Source organism: Burkholderia sp. Bp9143 (assembly GCF_003853645.1).
Classification (GTDB): domain Bacteria; phylum Pseudomonadota; class Gammaproteobacteria; order Burkholderiales; family Burkholderiaceae; genus Burkholderia.
Genome location: NZ_QTPO01000037.1, coordinates 48,121 through 71,120 on the forward strand (window position 1 = coordinate 48,121; position 23,000 = coordinate 71,120).

Annotated in this window: 19 protein-coding genes; 7 read left to right on the plus strand and 12 right to left on the minus strand. The window is 67.7% G+C overall.

Annotation, left to right across the window (positions count from 1 at the left end; all coding sequences use genetic code 11):
- Positions 1-36: 36 nt before the first annotated feature.
- Positions 37-1,959 carry an SMP-30/gluconolactonase/LRE family protein gene (locus DIE23_RS25790; protein ID WP_124614700.1) on the plus strand — a complete coding sequence of 641 codons (1,923 nt, stop codon included), beginning with the start codon at positions 37-39 and terminating at the stop codon, positions 1,957-1,959.
- A 25-nt stretch (positions 1,960-1,984) separates the two neighbouring features.
- Here the strand turns inward: DIE23_RS25790 and DIE23_RS25795 are convergent, their stop codons facing one another.
- The 6 genes from DIE23_RS25795 to DIE23_RS25820 form a co-directional block, all read right to left on the minus strand.
- The gene (locus DIE23_RS25795) at positions 1,985-2,941 is read right to left on the minus strand and encodes a c-type cytochrome (RefSeq protein WP_124614701.1); all 957 of its coding nucleotides are present in this window, start codon (positions 2,939-2,941) and stop codon (positions 1,985-1,987) included.
- Positions 2,938-3,624, minus strand: coding sequence for a c-type cytochrome (locus tag DIE23_RS25800; protein WP_124614702.1), 687 nt, complete (start codon positions 3,622-3,624; stop codon positions 2,938-2,940). The genes DIE23_RS25795 and DIE23_RS25800 overlap by 4 nt, the downstream gene beginning before the upstream one ends.
- Before the next feature lie 46 nt (positions 3,625-3,670).
- Entirely contained in the window at positions 3,671-4,723 is a 1,053-nt protein-coding gene (locus DIE23_RS25805) for an extracellular solute-binding protein (protein ID WP_124614703.1), read from the minus strand.
- 8 nt (positions 4,724-4,731) lie between these two features.
- Complete coding sequence (locus DIE23_RS25810; protein ID WP_124614704.1) at positions 4,732-5,523, minus strand: transcriptional initiation protein Tat; 792 nt, start codon at positions 5,521-5,523, stop codon at positions 4,732-4,734.
- 215 nt (positions 5,524-5,738) lie between these two features.
- Positions 5,739-7,019, minus strand: coding sequence for an MFS transporter (locus DIE23_RS25815; RefSeq protein ID WP_124614705.1), 1,281 nt, complete (start codon positions 7,017-7,019; stop codon positions 5,739-5,741).
- Positions 7,020-7,157: 138 nt separating this feature from the next.
- Entirely contained in the window at positions 7,158-8,621 is a 1,464-nt protein-coding gene (locus DIE23_RS25820) for a mannitol dehydrogenase family protein (protein WP_124614706.1), read from the minus strand.
- A 157-nt stretch (positions 8,622-8,778) separates the two neighbouring features.
- Here DIE23_RS25820 and DIE23_RS25825 point away from each other — a divergent pair, with 157 nt between their 5' ends.
- The 5 genes from DIE23_RS25825 to DIE23_RS25845 all read left to right on the plus strand — a co-directional run bounded on the left by DIE23_RS25825 (position 8,779) and on the right by DIE23_RS25845 (position 14,386).
- Positions 8,779-9,510 (plus strand): GntR family transcriptional regulator, encoded by a 732-nt coding sequence (locus DIE23_RS25825; protein ID WP_124614707.1) that lies wholly within the window; start codon positions 8,779-8,781, stop codon positions 9,508-9,510.
- A 29-nt stretch (positions 9,511-9,539) separates the two neighbouring features.
- Positions 9,540-10,748: a D-mannonate dehydratase ManD gene (manD, locus tag DIE23_RS25830; RefSeq protein WP_124614708.1), complete on the plus strand. Its 1,209-nt coding sequence runs from the start codon at positions 9,540-9,542 to the stop codon at positions 10,746-10,748.
- Between the two features lie 29 nt (positions 10,749-10,777).
- The gene (locus DIE23_RS25835; protein ID WP_124614709.1) at positions 10,778-11,809 is read left to right on the plus strand and encodes a Zn-dependent oxidoreductase; all 1,032 of its coding nucleotides are present in this window, start codon (positions 10,778-10,780) and stop codon (positions 11,807-11,809) included.
- A gap of 167 nt (positions 11,810-11,976) precedes the next feature.
- Positions 11,977-13,011 (plus strand): 3-dehydro-L-gulonate 2-dehydrogenase, encoded by a 1,035-nt coding sequence (gene yiaK, locus DIE23_RS25840; RefSeq protein ID WP_124614710.1) that lies wholly within the window; start codon positions 11,977-11,979, stop codon positions 13,009-13,011.
- Between the two features lie 85 nt (positions 13,012-13,096).
- On the plus strand, positions 13,097-14,386 hold the full coding sequence (locus tag DIE23_RS25845) for an MFS transporter (RefSeq protein WP_124614711.1): 1,290 nt from the start codon (positions 13,097-13,099) through the stop codon (positions 14,384-14,386).
- Between the two features lie 36 nt (positions 14,387-14,422).
- Here DIE23_RS25845 and DIE23_RS25850 read toward each other — a convergent pair whose 3' ends face one another.
- A complete protein-coding gene (locus tag DIE23_RS25850) occupies positions 14,423-16,600 on the minus strand; it encodes a TonB-dependent siderophore receptor (protein WP_124614712.1) in 2,178 nt (725 codons plus the stop codon).
- A 121-nt stretch (positions 16,601-16,721) separates the two neighbouring features.
- Here DIE23_RS25850 and DIE23_RS25855 point away from each other — a divergent pair, with 121 nt between their 5' ends.
- Complete coding sequence (locus DIE23_RS25855) at positions 16,722-16,946, plus strand: hypothetical protein (RefSeq protein ID WP_124614713.1); 225 nt, start codon at positions 16,722-16,724, stop codon at positions 16,944-16,946.
- Positions 16,947-16,967: 21 nt separating this feature from the next.
- Here the strand turns inward: DIE23_RS25855 and DIE23_RS25860 are convergent, their stop codons facing one another.
- The 5 genes from DIE23_RS25860 to DIE23_RS25880 form a co-directional block, all read right to left on the minus strand.
- Complete coding sequence (locus DIE23_RS25860) at positions 16,968-18,059, minus strand: porin (protein WP_124614714.1); 1,092 nt, start codon at positions 18,057-18,059, stop codon at positions 16,968-16,970.
- A gap of 101 nt (positions 18,060-18,160) precedes the next feature.
- On the minus strand, positions 18,161-19,504 hold the full coding sequence (locus DIE23_RS25865; RefSeq protein WP_124614715.1) for an MFS transporter: 1,344 nt from the start codon (positions 19,502-19,504) through the stop codon (positions 18,161-18,163).
- A 167-nt stretch (positions 19,505-19,671) separates the two neighbouring features.
- Positions 19,672-20,733, minus strand: a complete 1,062-nt coding sequence (locus DIE23_RS25870) for a Rieske 2Fe-2S domain-containing protein (RefSeq protein WP_124614716.1) — start codon at positions 20,731-20,733, stop codon at positions 19,672-19,674.
- A 48-nt stretch (positions 20,734-20,781) separates the two neighbouring features.
- Positions 20,782-21,747, minus strand: coding sequence for a PDR/VanB family oxidoreductase (locus DIE23_RS25875; protein ID WP_124614717.1), 966 nt, complete (start codon positions 21,745-21,747; stop codon positions 20,782-20,784).
- Positions 21,744-22,823 (minus strand): aromatic ring-hydroxylating dioxygenase subunit alpha, encoded by a 1,080-nt coding sequence (locus DIE23_RS25880; protein ID WP_124614733.1) that lies wholly within the window; start codon positions 22,821-22,823, stop codon positions 21,744-21,746. Before DIE23_RS25880 ends, DIE23_RS25875 begins: the two co-directional genes overlap by 4 nt.
- Positions 22,824-23,000: the final 177 nt, after the last annotated feature.

Here is a 23,000-nt window from a genome sequence, read left to right on the forward strand (position 1 = left end):
AGAGTGTAGAAAAACGATCGTCCGGGAGCATCATTCATGTTATCGAAACAAATTCGCGCGGCATTGCTTGGATTGTGCATGGCAATGCTGGCACCGGTCAGTCACGCACAAGCGCAATACACGATGGACTGGCTCGCGAACACGTTCGGCACGCTCGCCGCGCACGTCGGCAACGGCGCCCGCTCACTGTGGGTCGCCCCCGAGGGCGTGATCTACACGTCGTCGCGCTGGGACGAGAACGCGGGCGGCGTCGCGATCTACCAGAACGGCCAGACGCTCGGCACGATCGGCATCCATGACGAATTTCAGGGCGGCGCGATCACCGGCAACGCGAGCTCGCTGTTCGTCGCGCTGGGCTACAACCGCACGTTCGGCAGCGGCTCGGTCGGCCGCTACAACCGCAGCACGAACCAGCGCGACCTGCGCATTCCGGTCAGCACGTGGACGGGCATCCAGTACGCGGACGTGATCACCGGCCTCGCGACGACCGGCAACCTGCTGTACGTGAGTGACTTCTACGGCAACCGCGTACGCGTCTACACGACGGACGGCGTGTGGCAGCGCGACATCGGCGTGTCGGGGCCCGGTGCGCTGGCGCTCGACGCGGGCGGCAACCTGTGGGTCGCGCGCAAGAGCGCGGGCGTCGTCGCGCAGTTCAGCCCGACCGGCACGGCGATGAACACGATCCAGATGGCGGCCCGCGCACGGCCGGCGTCGCTGTATTTCGATGCACCGAGCGGGCAGTTGATGGTGGGCGACGAAGGCCCCGACATGAACGTCAAGATCTACACGCTCGTGGGCCAGCCCGTGCAGGTCGGCACGTTCGGCGTGCAGGGCGGCTATCTCGACACGACGTCGGGCATCAAGGGGCAGGTCGGCGACAAGCGCTTCACGCGCGTCGCGGGCATCGGCAAGGACGCGGCCGGCAACCTGTACGTGCTGAACAACGCGTGGGGCGGCGGCTGGGATCTCGGGCGCAACGGCAGCACCGACCTTCATTCGTACAGCCCGACGGGCGTGCTGCAATGGAAGCTGCAGGCGCTGAACTTCGAGGCCGCCGCCGCGCCCGATCCGGCGACCGACGGCGCGTTCTTCTACAGCGGCAACAACGTGTACACCGGCACGGCGGGCGGCACGTTCGTCGCGAACACGATCGATCCGTTCACCTATCCGAAGGACCCGCGCCTCGACATGAAAGACTACCAGCGCGGCCAGCATTTCGGCCAGCTCGCGCTGGTAAAGGGCACGCGGATGCTCGTCGCGACCGGGCAGAACCCGGGCAACTACAACGTCTATCACTTCAACGGCGCGAGCGGCTATATCGCGATTCCGGACGGCTCGATACCCGGCAAGCCGTTCAACACGACCCTGCAGGTGACGGCCGGTTTCGCGCTCGACGACAACGGCGACGTGTGGGCCGGGCTCGATCGCACCAACAACATCTCGCACTATCCGATGACCGGTTTCGACGCGACCGGGAAACCGTCATGGGGCAAGCCGACGCAGATCCCGATTCCGCGCACCGTGCTGCCGCTCACGCGGATCATCTACCAGGCCGACAGCGACACGATGATCCTCGCGCAGGGCATCTCGGGCAGCTGGGACTGGACCGCGATGAACGGGCACATCGAGGTCTATCGCGGCTGGAAGGCCGGCAACACGAGCACGCCGAACGTGGCGATCAACCTGACGAGCGCGAACCCGAAATCGATGGCGGCGGCCGGCCACTACCTGTTCGTCGGCTACGTGCACACGGTGCCGAACGTCGACGTGTTCGACCTGAACACCGGCAGCCTCGTCACCACGCTGACGAACTCGAACACGTCGGCGATGGATGTCGGCAACGACGTCGACTCGATGTACGGCATCCGTGCGTACCTGCGCTCGACCGGCGAATACGTGATCACGAAGGACAACTACAACGGTTCGAGCCTCGTCGTGTATCGCTGGCATCCGTGATCATGCGGGCCGCGCCGCTCGGACGTCACGGTGCGCCGAGCACGCGGCCGTTCACCTCGCGCCCGTACATCGAGTCGGGCGAGTCGTGGAATTTCGCGCGCGTGTCCTGCACCGAGCCGGTGAAGCGCGGATCCTGCGGCCGTTCGTGGCTGTCCATGAAGGTCGCGACGTCCCACGCTTCCTGATCGGTCAGCGTGCCGCCGAGCCCGAGCGGCATGTTGGCTTTCACGAAGCCCGCCGCGTTGCGGATGTCGCCCATCCCCGCGCCCCAGTTGAACGAGCGCGCGCCCCACAGCGCCGGAAAGACCGGCTTGCCGCCGCTCGATTGCCCCTGCCCATCCGTGCCGTGACACAGCGCGCAGTGCTGCGTGTAGACGGCGGCGCCGCGCGCGTAGTCGGCCTTCCGCGCGGGCGGCGGCAGTTTCGGGAATCCCTGGCCGGGCAGCTTCGTGCCGACCGGCGCGCCCTTCGCGAGCCAGTACGAATAGGTTTCGAGCGCAACGAGGATCGGGTCGCCGGCCGGCGGCGCCTTGCCATTCATGCTGTAGCGGAAGCAACCCTGCAGGCGTTCGGCGAACGTGTTGACGTGGCCGTTCTTGCTGCGATAGGCCGGGTAAAGCAGGTACGCGGCCCACATCGGGCTCGAATCGGGCCGGCGGCCCGCGTCGAGATGGCAGCTCGCGCAGGTCAGCTTGTTGCCGACGTACTTGCCCGCGTACTCGGGCGTGTGCAGGAAGATCTGCTCGCCGAGCTTCACGGTCTTGCCGAAGTCGTCGGCGGGTATCGCGGATTCGGCGGGCGGCGCGAACGGTTTCGCCGTCGCGGTGGGCAGGACGGCCGCCGCGGGTGCGGAGGCCGCCGCGGTTGCGGAGGCGGCGGCCGGTGCGTCCTGCGGCGCGGCCGCGCCGGCGAGCGCGGGCACCCAGGCCGCGCCGAGCAGCGCGGCACGCGCGCCGCGGATCAGCTTCGTGCGGTCGATCATTGTTTTTCTCCGTTCGTGGCGCCGCCGCGCGCATAGTACGCGGCTACCGCGTCGATATCGGCGTCGGACAGCTTGCCGGCGATCATCGGCATCAGCGCCATCGGGCCGGGCGGCCGCGTGCCGTGCTTCCAGCCGTTCAGCTGGCCCGCGATATACGCGGCCGGCTGGCCGGCGAGCGGCGGAAACGCGGTGCCCACGCCGAGGCCGCCCGCGCCGTGGCATTGCGCGCACGCGGGCAGGCCCCGCGACCAGCGTCCGCGCGTCGCGAGCCACGCGCCGGTGTTCGCCGGGTCGATCGACCCGGCGTCGGACGCGACAATGGCGGGCGGCGCGGGCAGGCTCGCGAAGTATGTGGAGACCGCGTCGCGATCGTGCGGCGACAGCAGTTTCGCGAGCGGCTGCATGATCGGGTTCTGGCGGCTGCCGTCGGCGAACGCGGCGAGTTGAGCAGAAAGATAGGCGGCATGCGTGCCGGCGAGGCGCGGGAAGCCGGCGGCCGCGTTGCCCTCGCCCTGCGCGCCGTGGCAGCCGATGCATGCGGCCACGCCCGTCGTCGTGCCCTGGGTGGCGATGGTCTTGCCGAGCGCGACGTCGTCCGCATGGGCATTGCCGGCCAGCAGTGCCGCCGCGGCGAGCAGCGGCGGCGCGAACCGGCGCCGCGGGTTGTCGACCGAATCGTTCACGTGTCCCCTCCTGGTTGTCTGTCTTGTGGCGTGCGCACGCGCGCGGTCAGCCCGCGTCGGGCCGGTCTTGCCGTGGCGCAAGGGGCGGTGTCGGCGCCGTCGCGTCGTATTGCCCGAAGCCGTAGCGCGCGAAAATCCGGAATGCGTCCGGCGACCGGATGAACGCGAGCCACGCGCGAGCGGCCTCCGGATGCGGTGCGTGCTTCACCATCGCGCCCGCATAGATCGCCGTCGTATTGTGCGCGGCCGGAATGTCGATGTGCATCAGCGGATGCCCGACCTGTTCCTGGAACGCCGCTTCCGATTGCCACAGCACACCGGCGTCCGCACGGCCCTGCATCAGGAACAACGCGGTTTCCCGATGATGGATGTGCGTGAGTTCGGTCGTGCCGGCGCGCACCTTGTCGTCGTAGACGGTGCGCGCGAGCGCATCGCCGCCGGCTTTCACGAGCGACGCGCGGATCTGCCGCGCGACGCCTTCGAATGCCGGGTTCGGCATCGCGAGCTTCACGTCGGGTCGCGCGAGATCGCTTAGCGACGCGATGTGCTTCGGATTGCCGGCGCGCACCATGATCGTCAACTGGTTGGTCACGTAGGGCACGGCCGGACCGTCTAGCGTGCCGTCCGCGATCAGGTCGTTGATCTTGCCGAGCCCCGCGAAATACGCGTCGGGCTTGACCGTCCACGTCATGTTGCCGACGGTGATCGTGCCGCCCGCGTGAATCTGCTTCACGAGCAGGCCGGGCGGGATCGTTTCCCAGTAGATGCGGCCGCGGTATTCGGGGTGGTCGGCCTCGAACTTCGCGACGAGCGGCGCCATCGCGAAGAAGTAGTTGCCGCCGACGTACAGCACGAGCTTCGGCGCGGTGAGGTCGCCGTGGAAATCGGCGAGCACGTCGACCTGCGGCACCGTGAATTCGAGGCCGCGATGCGTCGCGTCGTTGTTGCGGCCGTCCTGCCACGGCGGAAAGACGCCGGTTGAAGCGTCGCCGGGGGCGGCGAGCGACAGCGCCGACGTGCAGCAAAGCGCGGCCAGCGCGGCATGCAGCGCCGTGCGCCACAGGCGTTGCAACGGAGAACGCGTGCGGATCGGGGTCATGGCGCGCCTCACTTCGCGTAAGTGAAACCGGCGTGCTGCAGCTCGGGCAGCGTGCCGACCGCGCCCGGCGTGACGATCGCCGACGGAATCACGTGGTTGGTCAGGTCGGCGGCGAGCGCGTCGAGCGGCAGCTTGTCCGGGTTCGCGTTCGCGCGGTCGAGCCGTTCCGCGAGCTCCCAGATCGCGTTGTGACACGACAGGAAGACGACGCCGCGCTGCTGCAGCGCGGCGATGCTGTTGTCGTGCGACGAGAACGCGCCGTCGGGCAGTTCGTGATCGTTCACGTCCTTCGATTGCGCGGGTTTCGCGGCGAGCAGCGTGTTGGTCGCGAACGCGGCGCCGGCGTATGTCGCGAGGCCGTATTTGTCCCACGCGGCCTGGTCGAACAGCGCGAGATGCGCGGCGCCATGCGTGGCCGACACGACGAGAAAGTCAGGATGACCGAACGCCCAGATCTGCGCGTTCAGCGCATTGCGCATCAGGTTCAGCCACGGGCCGCCGAGCTCGGTGTTGTCCCACACCTGCTTCGGGCCGCCGCGATAGCCGATCACTTCCATCAGCGCCGCGTGGTCCCATTGATCGGGATGCTCGACGATCATCGGCACCGTCTTGAAGTCGCGCCGTCTCGGTACGGCCGCGAGACGGCGGGTGAGGTCGGCGAGGCGCGTCGCGCCGCCGGCCAGCAGCGTGCCGGTTTCGGGTGTCGCCGCCTGGGCGACGCGCGAGGCGCCGAGCAGCGCGGTGCCGGCCGCGAGGCCGAGTGTCTTGAGCGCGCCGCGGCGCGCATGCCGGTCGGACATCGAACTCTCCCATATCGTTTTCGTGGGGGGCGTGCCGCATCGCCGTGCCGCGGCGATGCGGCGCCATCGCGTAGCCAGTCTAGAGGCGCGCGATCGATCCCGGAAATCGCGATATCGGATGGGAGATATTCGAGGGTCCGATGATTGGCCGAAACAATAAGGCCGCGCGGTGCCGACTCATGCGGCGCCGCGCGGCCTTAGTCAGCCGTGGAAGGTCAGTGCGCGGTGCGTTCGCGCAGCACTTCCGACGGCCGCGCGTTGCGCACGAACACACCGGCGAGCACCGCGCCCGCGAGTGCGATCGCGCCGGCCAGCACGAACGCGGACGCGAACGAGCCGCTGCGCTCGACGATGAAGCCGGTCACGGCCGGCCCGATCACGCCCGACAGGCTACCCATGCAATGCAGGAAGCCGCTGACGCCGCCGACGCGCGCCGGATGCACGACGTCCTGCACGATCGCCCAGTAGATCGCGCCCGTCACGTACAGGAAGAACAGCGACACCGACATCAGCGCGACCGCGCCTTGCGTCGACTGCACGGCGCCCGCGACGGCCACGCACGCGCCGGCACCGAGCAGACATGTGACGAGCACGATCCGGCGCGACAGCAGCAGGTTGCCGGTGAGCCGGTACAGCGCATCCGAGATCGCGCCGCCGCACGCGAGGCCGACGGTGCCGACGAGCCAGGGCACGACGGTGGCGACGCTCATCTCCTTGATGTTCAGATGGTGCGCCCGCACGAGGTAGCTCGGGAACCAGCTCAGGAAGAAGAACAGCACGTAGTTGTAGCTGAAGAACGCGGCGGCTGTCGCGAGGATGCGCGGCTGGCGCACGTAGTGCGACAGCGTGTGCGCGGGCGTTGCCGCGCCGATGGCGGCAGGCGCGTCGGCGGGCGATGCGGCCGCGGCCGCTGTATCGCCGACCGGCGCGGCCGGACGGTCCGACGTCGACATCATCCACACGACGACCCACGCGAGCCCGATCGCGCACACGATCCAGAAGGCCGGCCGCCAGCCGAACTGAGCGGCCAGCAGGCCGACGATCGGCCCGGCGATCGCGCCGCCGAGCGGCGAACCGGCGCTGAGCAGGCCCATCGCGGTCGCGGCGGCGTCGCGCGGCAGCCAGTTGTTGACCATCTTGTTCGCGGCCGAACACAGCGGCCCTTCGGCCATGCCGAACAGCAGCCGCACGATCAGCAGGCTCACGAAGCCGACGGTGAGCGCGGTCATCCCGCAGAACACCGACCACAGCCCGACCGACAGCACGTACACGAGCTTCGGCCCGAGCCGGTCGGACGCGAGCCCGCCGATGAAATTGAACAGCGCGTAGCCGATGAAGAACGTGCTGAACACGAGGCCCATCCGCGCGGCGTCGATGCCGAGATCGGTCTGCACGATCGGCGCGACGATCGACAGCGCAACGCGGTCGAGATAGTTGATGCCGTACACCAGGAACAGCAGGAATACCGTGAACCACGCCTGCGACTTCTGCTTCATGTCTGTCTCCTTCGGCCGGTGGGCCGGCCGTCATGTCATGTCTTGTCTTGTCGATCGTTCGCCGCGTCGTTACGGAGCGCGGCGGGCAGGGCATTGCGCGGTTCGCTTCGGTTGTGGCGAACCGTGATGAGCGTTCGTTCAGCGTGCGTGCAACGGCGCGAGCAGCGCGTCGGTGCCGTGTGCGCGCAGCGTCGACAGATGCGCACCGACGCGCGTGATCAATGCGTCGGGCCATGCAATCGAGCCGGCGAGCGCGGTGCTGCCGAGTGCGGCACGAACCGCGCTGGCAGCATCGCCGGCGGCCGACAGCGTCGCGCCGAGCGCGGCCGCGCCCGGATCGCAGATCGCGAGCGGCCGGCCCGATTCGTCATGCGCGGTGGCGAGGTAGTGCAGCCACAGCGCGAGCGCGCGTTCCAGATACGGACGTTCGACGCCGGCCGCCGCGCTTTCGCCGAGCGCCGGCAACCAGCGCAACGGCACCTTCTGTGTGCCATCCATCGCGATCTGTTCGGTGCGATGCGCGAGCGTCGGATTGCGGAAGCGCTGCACGAGCGTCGCGCAATAGCCGTGCGCGTCGTAACCGGACGGCACGTCGACGGTCGCGAGCAGGTCGCGCGTCATCACGCCGTCGACGAGCGCCGCGATCGCCGGATCGGCCATCGCGTCGGACACGGTCGCGCGGCCGCGCAACTGCCCCGCATATGCGATCGCCGAATGCGAGCCGTTCAGCAGCCGCAGTTTCATCGTTTCGTACGGCCGCACGTCGCCGACGAGATGCGCGCCGGCGTCTTCCCAGCGCGGGCGTAGGCCGGCGAAGCGATCCTCGATCACCCATTGCGAGAACGGCTCGCAGACGATCGCGGCCGCGTCGCGCGCGCCGAGATGCGCGTGCGCCCAGTCGAGCGATTCGGGCGTCGCGGCCGGCACGATCCGGTCGACCATGCTGTTCGGGAACGCGACATCGTCGCGGATGCGCCGCGCGAGCGCGCCGTCGATGTGTTCCGCGTAGTCGATCAGCAGCGCGCGCAGCGTGTCGCCGTTCGACGTCATGTTGTCGCAGCACACGACGGTCAGCGGCGCATGGGCCGGCCGCAGGCGCAGGCCGGCCGCGATCACGCCGAGCGCGGTGCGCGGCGTGTCGGGCGTCGCGAGATCCTGGCGAATCGCGGGATCGTCGGCATCGAGCCCGCCGCCGGGGCGGCGGCAATAGCCTTTCTCGGTGACGGTCAGGCTGACGATCGACACGGCCGGATCGGCGATCAGCGCCAGCAGCGCGGGCCGCGATTCGGGCGCGAACAGCGCGCCGTGCACCGCGCCGACGATGCGCGTGCGCGCGCCGTGGCCGTCGCGCTCGGTCACCGTGTACAGGTGATCCTGCGCGGCGAGCAGGTCGACGGTATGGCGCCGTCGCAGTTCGACACCCACGATCCCCCAGCGGAGGTCGCCCTGTTCGAGCACCGTTTCGGTATGCAGCGCCTGGTGCGCGCGATGGAACGCGCCGAGGCCGAGATGGACGATGCCCGTGCGGACAGCCTGCCGGTCATAACCGGGGCGGCGAGTGCCGGGCGGCGCGGTGCGCAGGAAATCGGGGGCGGATGACATGACGATCGGTAACGGTATGTACCATGGTAGATGGTGGAATGCGTGCAGGTTATTTCGAGTTTGATGACGAAGTTATCGGTGTAAACGCTAGATCGCCTGAATTCGGCCGCTTCTGTACCATGGTAGTTATCGATATCGAGTCGGATTCATCGCAACCATGAGCGAAACGGCAGCACTGGAAGAAGCGGACGTCGTGGTCACGGCGTTGCAGGGGTTCTCGCTGGACGAGAGCCGGTCGTATACGGAACAGGTGCACGCGCTGCTGCGCCACGCGATCGTGCGTGGTGCGCTGCCGCCGCGCACCGCGTTGTCGGAGGCGGTGATCTCCACGACGATCAAGGTCAGCCGCACGCCGGTGCGCGAAGCGTTCGCGCAGCTTGCCGACGAGCGGCTCGTGCAGATCATCCGCAAGGTCGGCACGCTGGTCGCGCCGATTCCGGTGTCGATCCTCGAGGAAGGGCGCTTCGCGCGCAGCACGCTCGAATGCGCGAACCACGTCGAGCTCGCGCAGAAGATCACGCCGGCGCAACTCGCGGAGCTGTCGCGGATCATCGACGCGCAGCGCGAGGCGGTGGCCGCCGGCGACGTCGAGGCGTTCTTCGAGCTCGACGAGGCGATGCACGGCCGGATGTTCGCGTTCGCGGGCCGGCCGCACGTGTGGGAAATGCTGCAGCCGATGAAGCGCCAGTTCGATCGCGTGCGCTGGCTGCTGCTCGACCGCGTCGAGGATCACGCGCGCCGCGCGCTGCAGGAGCACGAGCAGATCCTCGCGCACATCGCGTCGCGCAACATGGCGCTGCTCGGCGCATCGGTCGCGATGCACGTCGACCGGATCGGCTCGCATCTGCCGGAAGTGCGCAGCCGCGCGCCCCATTACTTTGTCGACTGACACCTGAAATGCCCGCTGGAGGGAGTGCAGTGAAAATCGAACGCTTGCAGACCATCGTCACGTGTCCGGGCCGGAACTTCGTGACGGTGAAGATCGTGACCGACGAAGGCGTCCATGGCCTCGGCGACGCGACGCTCAACGGGCGCGAGCTCGCGGTGCGCGCGTACCTGGAAGACCACGTGTTCCCGTGCCTCGTCGGGCGCGACCCGCGCAACATCGAGGACATCTGGCAATACCTGTATCGCGGCGCGTACTGGCGGCGCGGGCCCGTGACGATGACGGCGATCGCCGCGATCGACATGGCGCTGTGGGATATCAAGGGCAAGCTCGCGGGCATGCCGGTCTACCAGCTGCTCGGCGGCAAGAGCCGCGACGGCCTGATGGTGTACGGCCACGCGAACGGGCGCGATCACGAGGAAGCGGTCGACGCGGTGCGCGCGCACATCGAGGCCGGCTATCGCGCGATCCGCGTGCAGTCCGGCGTGCCGGGGCTCGACAAGGTGTACGGCGTCGGCAAGACGGCCGGCGCGTACGAACCCGCCGAGAAAGGGCTGCCGCCCGAGGAGCCGTGGGACACCGCACTGTACCTGCGCCACACGCCGGAACTGTTCCGCAAGGTGCGCGACGCCGTCGGCGACGCGCCGCACCTGCTGCACGACGCGCATCACCGGCTCACGCCGATCGAGGCCGCGCGGCTCGGCCGCGATCTGGAGCCGCATCGGCTGTTCTGGCTCGAGGACGCAACGCCCGCGGAGAACCAGGACGCGTTCCGCCTGATCCGCCAGCACACGACGACGCCGCTCGCGGTCGGCGAGGTGTTCAACTCGATCTGGGATTGCAAGGACCTGATCCGCGACCAGCTGATCGACTACATCCGCGCGACGATCGTGCATGCGGGCGGCATCACGCACGTGCGGCGCATTGCCGACTACGCGGCGATGTACCAGGTGCGCACCGGCTTCCACGGTGCGACCGACCTGTCGCCCGTCTGCATGGCGGCGGCCGTGAACTTCGGGCTGTGGGCGCCGAACTTCGGTATCCAGGAACTGATGCCGCACAGCGCGCTGACCGATGAAGTGTTTCCGCACAGCTACCGCTTCGAGGACGGCTATCTCGTGATGGACGACGTGCCGGGCCTCGGCGTCGACATCGACGAGACGCTGGCCGCGAAATATCCGTACGAGCGCGCGTACCTGCCGGTCGCCCGGCTGCGCGACGGCTCGATGTGGAACTGGTGAGCGCTGAAGATCTGAAGGAGAGAACCGAAATGTTGAGCGTCGTTGTCGATCGTCCGAGCAGCATGACCGTGCGCGAAATGCCGCTGCCCGTGCCCGCCGCCGGCGAAGTGCGCGTGAAGGTGCGCTATGCGGGCATCTGCGGGTCGGACCTGCACATCTTTCACGGCAAGAATCCGTTCGTGTCGTACCCGCGCATCATCGGCCATGAATTCGTCGGCACGATCGAGTCGGTCGGCGCGGGCGTTGACGCCGCGCGGCTCGGCGAGACCGTCGCGGTCGATCCGGTGATCAGCTGCGGGCATTGTCATGCGTGCACGATCGGCCGGCGTAACGTGTGCCGGCACCTGACCGTGCTCGGCGTGCATCGCGACGGCGGCTTCAGCCAGTACACGTGCGTGCCGGCCGGCAATGCGTACCGGATTCCGGAAGCGATCGCCGATACCTGCGCGGCGATCGTCGAACCGTTCGCGGTAGCCGCGAACGCGACGTCCCGCACCGGCGTGCTGCCGGGCGATGTCGCGCTGATCTATGGCGCCGGCACCGTCGGGCTGACGATCCTGCAGGTGCTCAAGCGCGTGTACGGCATTCGCGCGTTCATCACCGACCGGCTCGACGCGCGGCTGCAGCTCGCGCGCAAGTGCGGCGCGGCGGAGGACGAGATCATCAACACGAGCGTCGAGTCTTTGTCCGACGCGCTGGAAAAGCGTGGCGTCGACGGCGGCCCGACGCTGATCTTCGATGCGGTCTGCCATCCGTCGATTCTGGAGGAGGCCGTGCGGATCGCCGCGCCGGCGGGCCGGATCGGCGTGCTCGGGTTTTCGTCGGAACCGTCGGCGATCGTGCAGGCGGAGCTGACGAAGAAGGAACTGACGCTCGCCGCATCGCGGCTGAACTGCGCGATGTTCCCGCAGGTGATCGACTGGATTGCCCGCGGGCTGATCCAGCCCGAGCACATCGTCACGCACAAGGTGGGCTTTCGCGACGTCGCGCAGGCGTTCGAGATGGCCGAGCGCAATCCCGAGAAAAGCTGCAAGATCCTGCTCGATTTCGCGGGCGGCTGATACCGGTTCGTGTCGCCGGCCGGGATGCGTCGCGCGTGGCGCGCCATCCCGGCCGCATGACGCGATCGCTCGCCGCGGGCGAGCCGGGCGGCGCGAATCCCGCGCGCCGCGTCGAGGGCAGGTTCGGGATCGGAGACACCGACATCCAATATCAGGAGACATGCATCGTGACCCGGATTCCGTTCGAGGAAATGCAGCGTGCGATCCATGCGGCGCTCGTGAATGCCGGCATGCGCGAAAGCGACGCCGAAATCTGTGCGAGGGTGCATACCGAATCGACCTGTGACGGCGTCAATTCGCACGGCATCAATCGCGTGGCGCGCTTCGTCGACTATCTCGCCAAGGGGTGGGTGAACCTTGACGGAACGCGCATGCGCGTCAAGCAATTCGGTGCGATCGAGGTCTGCGACGGCCAGCGCGGGCCGGGCATTCTCAACGCACTGTCCGCGACCGACCGGGCCATCGAGATCGCCGACGCGCAAGGCGTCGGCATCGTGGCGATGCGCAACGCGGCCCACTGGATGCGGGGCGGCACCTATGGCTGGCACGCGGCCGAGCGCGGCTACATCGCGATCTGCTGGACCAACACCGAATCGTGCATGCCCGGCTGGGGCGGCAAGAACACGCGCGTCGGCAACAACCCGTTCGTGATGGCGGTGCCGCGGGATCGCGGCCATATCGTGCTCGACATGGCGATGTCGCAGTACTCGTACGGCAAGCTGCAGGCCACCCGCCTCAAGGGGAAGAACATGCCGTTTCCCGCCGGCTTCGACAGCGACGGGAAGCTGACCGCCGAGCCCGGCCCGATCGAAGCGTCGATGCGGATCTTGCCGATGGGCTACTGGAAGGGTTCGGGATTCGCGATCATGCTCGACGTGCTGGCGGCGGTGTTGTCCGAAGGGCTCGCGACGAACGGGATCGATGCGATTCAGCAGGGAAGCTGCACGGGGTGCTCGCAGGTCTTCATCGTGATCGACCCGCGCAAGCTCGGCGGCGAAGCCTTCACGAACCACGTGGCCGACGGCGTGGCGGACTACGTGAATACGTCCGAGCTCGCGGAAGACAGCAAGGAAGTGCTCTATCCGGGGCAGAGCGCGCTGCGCACGCGGATCGAACAGCGGCAGCACGGCATCGCCGTCGACGACGGGATCTGGGCCGACGTGCTCGCGCTTGCCGAGCGCCGTGTGTTGCCGCATCGCTGACGACACGACGGCGGGCGCGCCGGAGCGGACTGACGAATCGAATCCATTGCTGCAAGGACACGTGTTTTCATCGGGAGAACTGACCATGAGGGCGGATGTCGCGCTTGCGCTGGACGCAGGCATCGAGGCACGGAACGAAGATGCGTTGTACCGGAAAGTGATACTGAGGATCGTCCCGCTGTTCTTCCTTGGTTTCATCATGTCGTACCTGGACCGCGTCAACATCGGGTTCGCGAAATTGCAGATGGCGGCCGATTTCGGTCTGACGAATGCGTCGTTCGCCCTCGGTGCGAGCGTGTTCTTCTGGGGCTACATGCTGTTCGAGATCCCGAGCAACCTGATCCTGCGGCGGGTCGGCGCGCGGGCATGGATCGCGCGGATCATGATCACCTGGGGGATCGTGTCGATCCTGATGGTCTTCTCGAGGAACGCAGTCGCGTTCTATTCGCTGCGGTTCCTGCTGGGCGTCTGCGAGGCCGGCTTCGTCCCGGGCGTGATGTACTACACGAACACGTGGCTGCCGGCCCGGCGCCAGAGCGGCATGTACTCGCTGTTCCTGATGGCGTTGCCGATCGCCGTCGTGTTCGGCGCGCCGCTGTCCGGCGCGATCATGGAGACGATGGGCGGCGTGGCGGGGATCCACGGGTGGCAGTGGCTGTTCCTGCTCGAAGGGCTGCCGTCGGTGGTGCTGGGCGTCGTCATCCTGATGCTGCTGCGAAACAGGCCGGCCGACGTCGACTGGCTGACGCCGCGCGAGAAGCAGATCATCGAGGCGAACGTCGCGACGGAGGCGGCCTTCAAGTCGCATCGCGTGGCCGATGCATTCCGGTCGCCGAAGATCTATGCACTGATCGTCGTGATGATCCTGTTCAACACCGGGTTCTATGGCCTGACGTTCTGGATGCCGACGCTGTTTCACGAGGCGGGCGTTGCGAACAGCCTGGACGTCGGGTTGCTGACGGCCATCCCGTTCGGCGTCGCAGCGATCTGCATGTACGTGAATGCGAAGCGCGCGGAGCAATCCGGGCGGCTGCGGCGGCACGGCGTGGTGCCCGTCGCGCTGGCCGCGATCGGCCTGTTCGTCGCGACGATCGCACACGACCACTTCTGGCTCGCGCTGGTGATGCTGACCGTCGCGACGTCGGGCATCCTGTCGCTGATGCCGATCTACTGGACGCTGCCGGGGCGCGTGCTGTCCGGCCCGGCGGCGGCGGCCGGCTTCGCGCTGATCAACGCGTGCGGGAGCCTGTCCGGCATTCTGGGCGCGATGATCATCGGCTATGCGGGCCTGCGGACCGGGATGATGATCCTGGCAGGCTTCCTGGTGTTGTGCAGTGTCGTGTTCTACCGGGTCTGCCCGCCCACGGCGGACTAGCCGCGAGCCAGGCCGCGGCCGTCCGCGCGAGGGCGGTCAGAACGATACCGTCGTCGTCAGCGTGACGAGCCGCGGCTCGCCGACGGCGACGATCAGGTTGTTGTTGCTCGACGGATAGTAGGTCTTGTCGAGCAGGTTCTTCACGTTGAGCTGGATGCGCGTCGGGAACTTGCCGATCGTCGTCTCGTAGGCCGCGAACGCGTCGACGGTCACGTAGCCGGGCAGCGTGAAGCTGTTCGCGGTGTCGCCGGGCCGTGCGCCGACGAGCCGCGCGCCGCCGCCGAAGCGCCAGCGTCCGGGCAGGTTCGCAAGCGCCGTGTCGTACACCGCGAACAGGCTGCCGGTGTGGCGCGCGACGTTGACGAGCGGCGTGTTGCTGTCGCGGTCGTTCGCGTTCGTGTACGCATAGCTGCCGATCAGGCTCAGGTGCCGCGTGAGCTGCCCCGCGACGTCGAGTTCGATCCCGCGCGAGCGGGCGGTGCCGATCGTCGACGTGATGTCGCCAACGGTCACGGCGACGTTGCGCTTGTCGATCTGGTAGGCCGCGAGCGTGCCGGTGATGCCGGGCTTCAGGCTGAACTTCAGGCCGGCTTCCAGCACGCGGCCGAATTCCGGCGCGAGCGGCGACGCCACATTCGACGCGACGTTTGGCTTGAACGAGCGGCTGACGTTCGCGTATGCGGTCAGCGACGGCGTGAGCGCATACGCGAGCCCGAACTGCGGCAGCCACACGTTGCCGTGCGAGCGGTCGGCGAACACGAACGGCCGTCCCATTCCCGATTCCTGCTGCCAGTCCTCCCAGCGCAGCCCGCCGGCCGCGGTGAGACGGTCGGTGATCTTCACCGAGTCCTGCACTATCATCGAATACGTATGGACCTTCGACAATGAATCGCTCTGCTTCGCGTTCACCGTGCCGCCGGGCGCGAGCAGGCCGTAGACGGGATCGTAGAGATTGAAACCCTTGGTCGCCGTGCCGCGGATCGTGTCGCCGCGGAAGCTGCGCTGCCGCTCGTATTCGCCGCCGATGTAGAGCGCGTGGTTCATCCCCGCGAGCGTCAGGTTGCCGAGCAGGCCGAGCGTCGCGATCTGGTCGGAGTCGTTGCGCCCGAGGTTCGCATCGGACGAGCGCGACAGTGCGCCGGTCGTGCTGTTGAAGGCGGTCGCGCGGGCGATGTACTGATCGTAGCGGTCGCGGCCCCAGCCGTAGGTCGCGCGCACGCGCCATGCGTCGGAGAAGCGGTGCTCGACGCGCGCGCGCAGCGTTTCCTGGATCCCGCTGCTCTGCGCCCACGCTTCCTCGTAGCGGCGATAGCGCAGTGCATCGTCGGGGCGGCCGTTCACGAGCACGGTGCCGCGATCGAACGGCATCGTGTAGTCGACGTACTGGTAGCTGACGTCGATCGACGTGTTCGCGTCGTGCCACGACAGCGCGGGTGCGATCAGCGCGTTGCGCTCGCGACCGAAGCTGCGCCAGTAGCGGCTCGTGTCGTATTCGCCGGTGAGCCGGAACGCGAGCGTGCCGCCCGCGACCTGGCCCGGCTTGCCGAGCGGGCCGGTCAGGTCGAACTGCGCGCTGCTGCCGCCGTGGCTCGTGCGCGAGGCCGAGATCGAGCCGCCGAACGTGTCCTCCGGCTTGCGCGTGACGAGGTTGATCACGCCGCCCGGGTCCTGCATCCCGTACAGCAGCGAAGCCGGGCCCTTCAGCACTTCGACGCGGTCGATCGTCGCGAGATAGCTGTGCAGCACCGGCGTGCGCACGCCGTCGACGAGCACGGAGCCGTCGTTGTTCGAGCCGAAACCGCGCTTGATGAACGCGTCGCGCGTGCCGCCGAGCGTGTTGGTCTGCGTGACGCCGCTGATGTTGCCGAGCACGTCGTCGAGCGAGCGCGCCTGCTGGTCCTGCATCACGCTGCTACTGACCACGGCGACCGATTGCGGAATCTCCTTGAGCGGGCGGTCGTCGCCGCCGGCGACGCTGCTGGTGCGCGGCTGGTAGCCGACGGTCGGATCGGCGGCCGCCGATGCGTTGACGCTGATCGCCGGCAGTTCGCGTTCGGGTGACACGGGTGTGGATGTGGACGCGGCCGATGCCGCCGAGGCAGGTTCGGCATCCGCATGCGCGCCGCTCGCGACGCAAAGGGTGATCAGGGCAGGCAGGCTCGCGCGCCACGGACGCAAGGTCCGTGCGCGGCGGGGCGGTCGACGGGATGGCATGAATCGATGAATGGATGGAGTGCTAAGGATGAGGGCGCGGGCCGCGGCGCTTCACGGATTCGCCACGGCAGGACGAGCATGATATATGGAATGAGAATCGTTTGCAATTGTAATGAGGCCGATGCGGATCGTGGATCGCGATTGCCGGGCCGTCGACCGTCTGTTACGGGTAGCGGCCAAAATCAGACGCGGTGAAATTCATCGAGAGCCGGAGGCTGCACCATGCGGCGAGACCAAGCCGTTCACGGCGTTCGCGAATTTCCGTTTCAGTTGCGTGAACGCAGGTTATATCGACGTGCCGGTGGTGCCCGGGCTGAAGCTCACGCATTGCCGGCTCGCCGATTGAACGATGGGCGGTGTCCGGCGTTCAGAACTTCTGCTGGATGCCGGCCATCACGCCGAGCTGATTCATCCCGGTGCCGACCGTCCCGCCGGCGGCGACCGCGTTCGCGGCCAGCTGGCTGTTGAACATGTAGCCCACCGACGTATAGACGGTCGTCCGCTTCGACAGGAAATAGTTCGCGCGGCCGACGAGCAGCGTGGCATTCGTGCCTTCGCTGTTTTCGCGGCGTTGCAGGTAGCGCACGCCCTGCAGGTCGAGCGCGAGGTAGGGCGTCGCGTAGTACGTGCCGCCCGCGAACACGATGTCGGCCCGCAGGTGTTCGGCCGCCGCGAGGTTGCGGCGGATCCATCCGGCGCCCAGTTTCGCGGGGCCGATCTTCACGTAGCCGGCGACGATGTCGCGCGTGTCGGTGTACGCCGGGTTGTTCAGCGGCGCGAGCGCGCCACCGCCGCCGCGCATCACGTCGTGCGAGGCGGCCAGCCCGAAATTGCTCGCGTCATAGGCGAGCATCGCCGTGTATTGGCGGCAGGCGACGATGTCGCCGGGCACCTGTCCCGCGCAGCCCGTCGCCGACGGTCCCGCCGGCCCGGCCGCGTCGCGGCCGAAGCTGTAGGTGGCGCCGAGCGTCACGCCGTGGAACGTGCCCTTGTAGCCGATCGCGTTGTCGCTGCGCGCGTTCGGCAGATAGGAGTCGAAATCCGCCATCGAATGAATCGACGGGCCGATCACGTCGGCATTGGTCAGCACGATCATCGACATGTTCATCTGGCGGCCGAGGGTCAGCGCGCCGAAGGGGCTGTTCACGCCCACGTTTGCCTGCCGCCCGAACAGGCGCCCGCCGTAGTTCAGCGCGCCGGTGCCGGGCTGGAATCCGCTTTCGAGCACGAAGAAGGCCTGGTAGCCGCCGCCGAGATCCTCCGTGCCTCTCAGGCCCCACCGTGACGGCACTTCGCCCGTCAGCGTCGGCATCCCGGTGAACGACCCGCCGTGCGCGGCGTTGTTGTAGTAGGACACGCCGGTATCGATGATCCCGTACAGCGTGACGCTGCTTTGCGCACAGGCCGGTTCGGCCAGCGCCATCGCCGTCGCGAGTGCGACGCACGTTTTCGTTTTCATTGCTGTCTCCAAACAGTATGTAGATATGCTTATGGATTTTTTTTATTCCCCGGACATGTCCGGGATGCCGACGGGTATCGGCGGGGCTGCGGTGTCGTGCGTTACGACATCGCCGGGTCGCGTTGCCGGTGCGGTGCCGCGTTACGCGTACCCACCACGGCGACGGCGATCGCGGCGCCGGCCATCGGCACGAGGAACGCGAGATAGAGATGGGACACGGACCAGCCGTCGTCCAGCAGCGCGCCGACCGTCATCGGAGACAGGATCGCGCCGAGGCGGCCGATGCCGACCGCGAGACCGATGCCGGTCGTGCGAATCTCGGCGGGATAGGGCGTCGGCGACAGCGCATACATGCCGGCCACGCACGCATTGATCACGGCACCGAGGAACACCGCAACCGTCATCCCGATGCCGAGCGAGCCGGTGTTTACACCGAACACGACCATCAGCGCGCCGCCGAGCAGCAGCGTCGCGCCCAGCAGGTTGCGCAGGCCGACCCGCGTCGACAGCAGGCTGAACAGCGACGCGCCCGCGATGCCGCCGAGATTGAGCAGCACACCGCCGGTCACGCCCTGCGATGCCGACAGTCCGGCCTGGACCAGCAGCTTCGGCGTCCAGCTCACGACGAAGTAGAAACTGCCCATCACGAGAAAGAACGCGATCCACAGCGCGATCGTGCGGCGCGTGAGCGGTGCGCGCAGCACGGCCGTCCAGCTCGACGCGGGGCTCGCCGTGTCGATGGGCGCAGTCGCCGCCGGCAATGCATCGATCGGCGCGCGCTTCATTCTCGCGAGGATGCGATTGATATTCTGCAGCGCGTTGTCCGGACGCCGCGCCAGCAGGAAGTCGAGCGATTCCGGCAGCAGCGCGAGCACCATCGGGATCGACATCAAGGTGAGGACGCCGCCGAACGCGAACACGCTGCGCCATCCCCACGTCGACAGCAGGTAACCGGCGATGACACCGCCCGCGGTGGCGCCGATCGCATAGCCGGTCGACTGCATGCCGATCGCGGCGCTGCGCCACTTGTTCGATGCATACTCGCCGCTGATCACGGTCAGGCTCGCCAGCATGCCGCCGATGCCGAGCCCCGTGTAGGCACGCGCGACCGCGAGTTGCAGCGTACTGTGCGTGGCCGCGCAGGCCAGCATCCCGGTCGAGATCACGGCGAGGCAGAGCAGGATGATGCGGCGGCGGCCGACGCGGTCGGCCAGCGGCGCGATCAGCACCGAACCGATCCCCATGCCGGCCAGCCCGGCGCTCAGCAGCAGGCCGATTTCCTTGCCGCTCAGTTTCCACTCGGCCGCCAGGTGCGGCGCGGCAAACGCGATGGCCAGGACGTCGAAGCCATCGAGCATGTTCAGCACGACGCAGGCCGTGACCGCCATCGTCTGGAATGCGCTCATGGGGGATTCGTCGATCGTATTGCGGATATTTGCGCTCACGTCAAAGATCCTTCGTAAAGTAGTATGACTAATCAATTGGGATTGTCTCGAGGCCGGCGATAGCGAATGAGACGAATGCGAAAGCGAATGCGTGCGCTGACGGGCAACCCGGGGAGCGGGATCACCCGCCGCGACCGGCTAGCGTCGTTCGCGCGCCGGCGCGAGGGTTACGCGGGTTCGGGTTGCAGCAGCAGCCGCTCGATCACGCGCCGCGCGCGGTTAGGGCCCGCGTCGACATGAATGTCGATCTGGCGGCTGTCCGGAAACCGCAGCTGATTCCGGTATTGCGCTTCGATCACGGTCTTGTCCTCGTCGAACGTCGCCGCGGATTGCTCGATGACCGTCCGCGCGACGCGTTCGACGTCGTGTTGCGGATTGGTCGCGACGGTCCAGAAGTAGTGCGTCGTGGTGTCCGTCTCGGGCGTGATGCCGTGGAAGCCGCGCATGTGAAAGCCGCCGCGCGCCGGATCGAGCAGGTCGCCGGTGCCGGCGTCCATCGCGCCGGTCCAGATCCGGATGTGCGACACGTGGAATTCGATTTCCTGCCAGCGGTCGACGCGGCCCGCGAACGGCCAGGCAGCCGTGTAGGTCGGCGGCGGGTCGGAATCGGGCATCCGGCGGACCAGCGTTACCGTGTCGCCGTCGCTGCTGACGCGGGTGTCCGCGCCCATGTGCAGCGGCGCGTTGCCGCCGATCGTTTTCAGGTGGACATAGCCGAGGTGGCTCAGGTCCATCAGGTTGTCGTGAATCAGCTGATACGGCGCGTCGTAATGGTAGTGGCCGCCGCCGAACCGGTATTGCGGATCCGTGTGGAACGTATAGCGCGGCGGCGCGCAGGTCGGTTGGGCGTGCGCGTCGGCGCCGATCCAGATCCACACGATCGCGTCCTGTTCCTGCACCGGATACGACGAGACACACGCCTTCGCCGGAATCCGGTCCTGGCCGGGAATCTCCACGCAGGCGCCGCCGCGATCGAACAGCAGCCCGTGATAGCCGCAGCGCAGGCCGCGCGCTTCGAGCGAACCGCACGACAGCGGCAGCGACTTGTGGCAGCAGCGATCCTCCAGCGCGCCGACTTCCCCGGACGGCAGGCGGAACAGGACGACCGGGCGGCCGAGCAGCGTGCGGGCGACGGGTGTGTCCGTCAGTTCGGATGACAGGGCGGCGACCCACCATCGGTCGAGTGGAAATTTAGTAGTATTGATGGGTGGCCGGGCGTGATGCTCCATTGATCGTCTCCAGAATTGTGGTTGGCCGCCGCGTGTCGGGCGGTCCGTCTACAGATCGAGTACCAGCAGGTCGCTTCGCGATCGCGAGCAGCACGGCATGAACTGGTCGCCGGCCGCTTGTTCCGCTTCCGTCAGATACGAATCGCGATGATCGGGCTCGCCTTCGAGCACGCGTGTCACGCAGGTGCCGCATACGCCTTGCTCGCACGACGTCAGCACGTCGACGCCGTTGGCCGCCAGCGCCGCGATGACCGTGCATTCGGCCGGCACGTCGATCACCTTGCCGCTGCTCGCGATCCGGACCTGGAACGCGCGATCGGTCGCCGACGATTCGACCGCGCCGCCGAAGAACTCGTAGTGCAGCCGCGCTTCGGCCCAGTTGCGCTCGCGCGCGGCGCTCAGCACCGCATCCATGAAGCCGCGCGGGCCGCATACGTACAGATGCGTGCCTTCAGGCGCGGTGGCGAGCACCGAGGCCAGGTCGAAGCGTTGCGTGGGGTCGCCGTCGTCGACGTGGAAGCGGGCGCGATCATGGAACCCGGCCGCGTTGATCCGCTCGACGAAGGCCATGCGGTCGGTCGAGCGTGCGCAGTAGTGCATGTCGAATGGCATGCCGGACGAGAACAGCCGTTCCGCCATGCAGAGAATCGGCGTGACGCCGATCCCGCCGGCGAGCAACAGGTGGTGCGGTGCGTCGGGGGCGAGCGGAAACTGATTGCGTGGCGTGCCGATCCGCACGGTGTCGCCTTGCCGGACTTCGTCGTGAATCGCGCGCGACCCGCCGCGACCTTCGGCATCGCGCAGCACCGCGATCTGATAGCGATCGCCGTGCTCCGGGTGGTTGCACAGCGAATACTGGCGCACGAGCCCGCCCGGCAAATGCACGTCGATATGCGCGCCGGCGTCGAAGCGCGGCAACGGCGAACCGTCGTCGCTGACGAATTCGAAGCCGCAGATGTCGCGCGCCTCCTGCCACTTGCGGGCCACCCGGACCGTCAGCGTCGCGGCGCTCATGACGCCTCCTTGATCTGCGCGACCGGAATCACGGGCCGCTGCGGGCTCGACGCGTTTTCGTCGGCGAGCAGTCGCTCGATCACCTTGCGCGACAGCACGCCGCCGGCGTCGATGTTGAGCTTCAGCAGCTTGCGGTCCGGCCACTGCTCGAGGTTGCGCTGCTGGCGCTCGAGCATCTCGAGATCCTCGGCGAAGATCTTGCCCTGGCCTTCGCGAATCTCGGCGGTCAGCGCGTGATCGTCGGGCCGGAAGTTGCGCGCCATCCCCCAGAAGTACCAGATCGAGGTGTCCGTCTCGGGCGTGATGAAGTCGACCACGATCGACGACGCCTTCACGTCGGCCGGCGCGTCGTAGCCGCCGTGGCCCGCATGCGCGACGCCCACTTCGATCATCACGTGGCTCGGCGGCGTGAAACGGCAGATCTGCCAGCGGTCGACCGGCACGTCGTCGGCCAGCCCGTTGCCGCGCAGCGCCATCTGCCAGAACGGCGGCGGCATCACGTTCTCCATGAAGCGGCTGGTGACGACTTCGTCGCCGTTGCTGGCCGTCTTCGGCGGCGCTTCGTCGATTTCCTTCTGGCCGATGCTCGTCGCATGCACGTAGGTCTCGTGCGTGAGGTCCATCAGGTTGTCGATCATCAGCCGGTAGTCGCAACGGATGTGATACAGGCCGCCGCCGTGCGCCCAGGCCGGATCTTCGGCCCACTGCAGCGCGGGCAGCCTGGCTGGATCGGCTTCGGACGCATCGCCCGGCCAGACCCACACGAATCCGTAGCGCTCGACCACGGGGAAGCTGCGGATGGGCGGGAAGCCGCCGACGCGCTGGCCCGGCATGCCGGTCGCCTTGCCGTTGCAGCCCATTTCCAGCCCGTGATAGCCGCACACGAGCACGCCGTCGCGCACGAACCCCAGTGACAGCGGCGCGCCGCGGTGCGGGCAGAAATCCTCGAGCGCGGCGACCTGGCCGTCCGCCGCGCGGTAGAACACCATCGACTCGTTGCAAATCTTGCGGCCCAGCGGCTTGCCGTCGATTTCATCGGGCGTGCACGCCACATACCAAGCGTTCTTGAGAAACACGTTCGTCGTCTCCTTCATGTCGATGCCGCCGGCACGCGGCAGTTCTTCATTCCGTGTACTGAATGAGATTCAGTGTACTAATTGAGATTGGCTCGGGCAAGGCGAGCGGTATACTGGTTTTCCCGGGAAATGGCGCGACGCAGCGCCATGCCGTCGGCGCACGCAACGGCGTGCGCC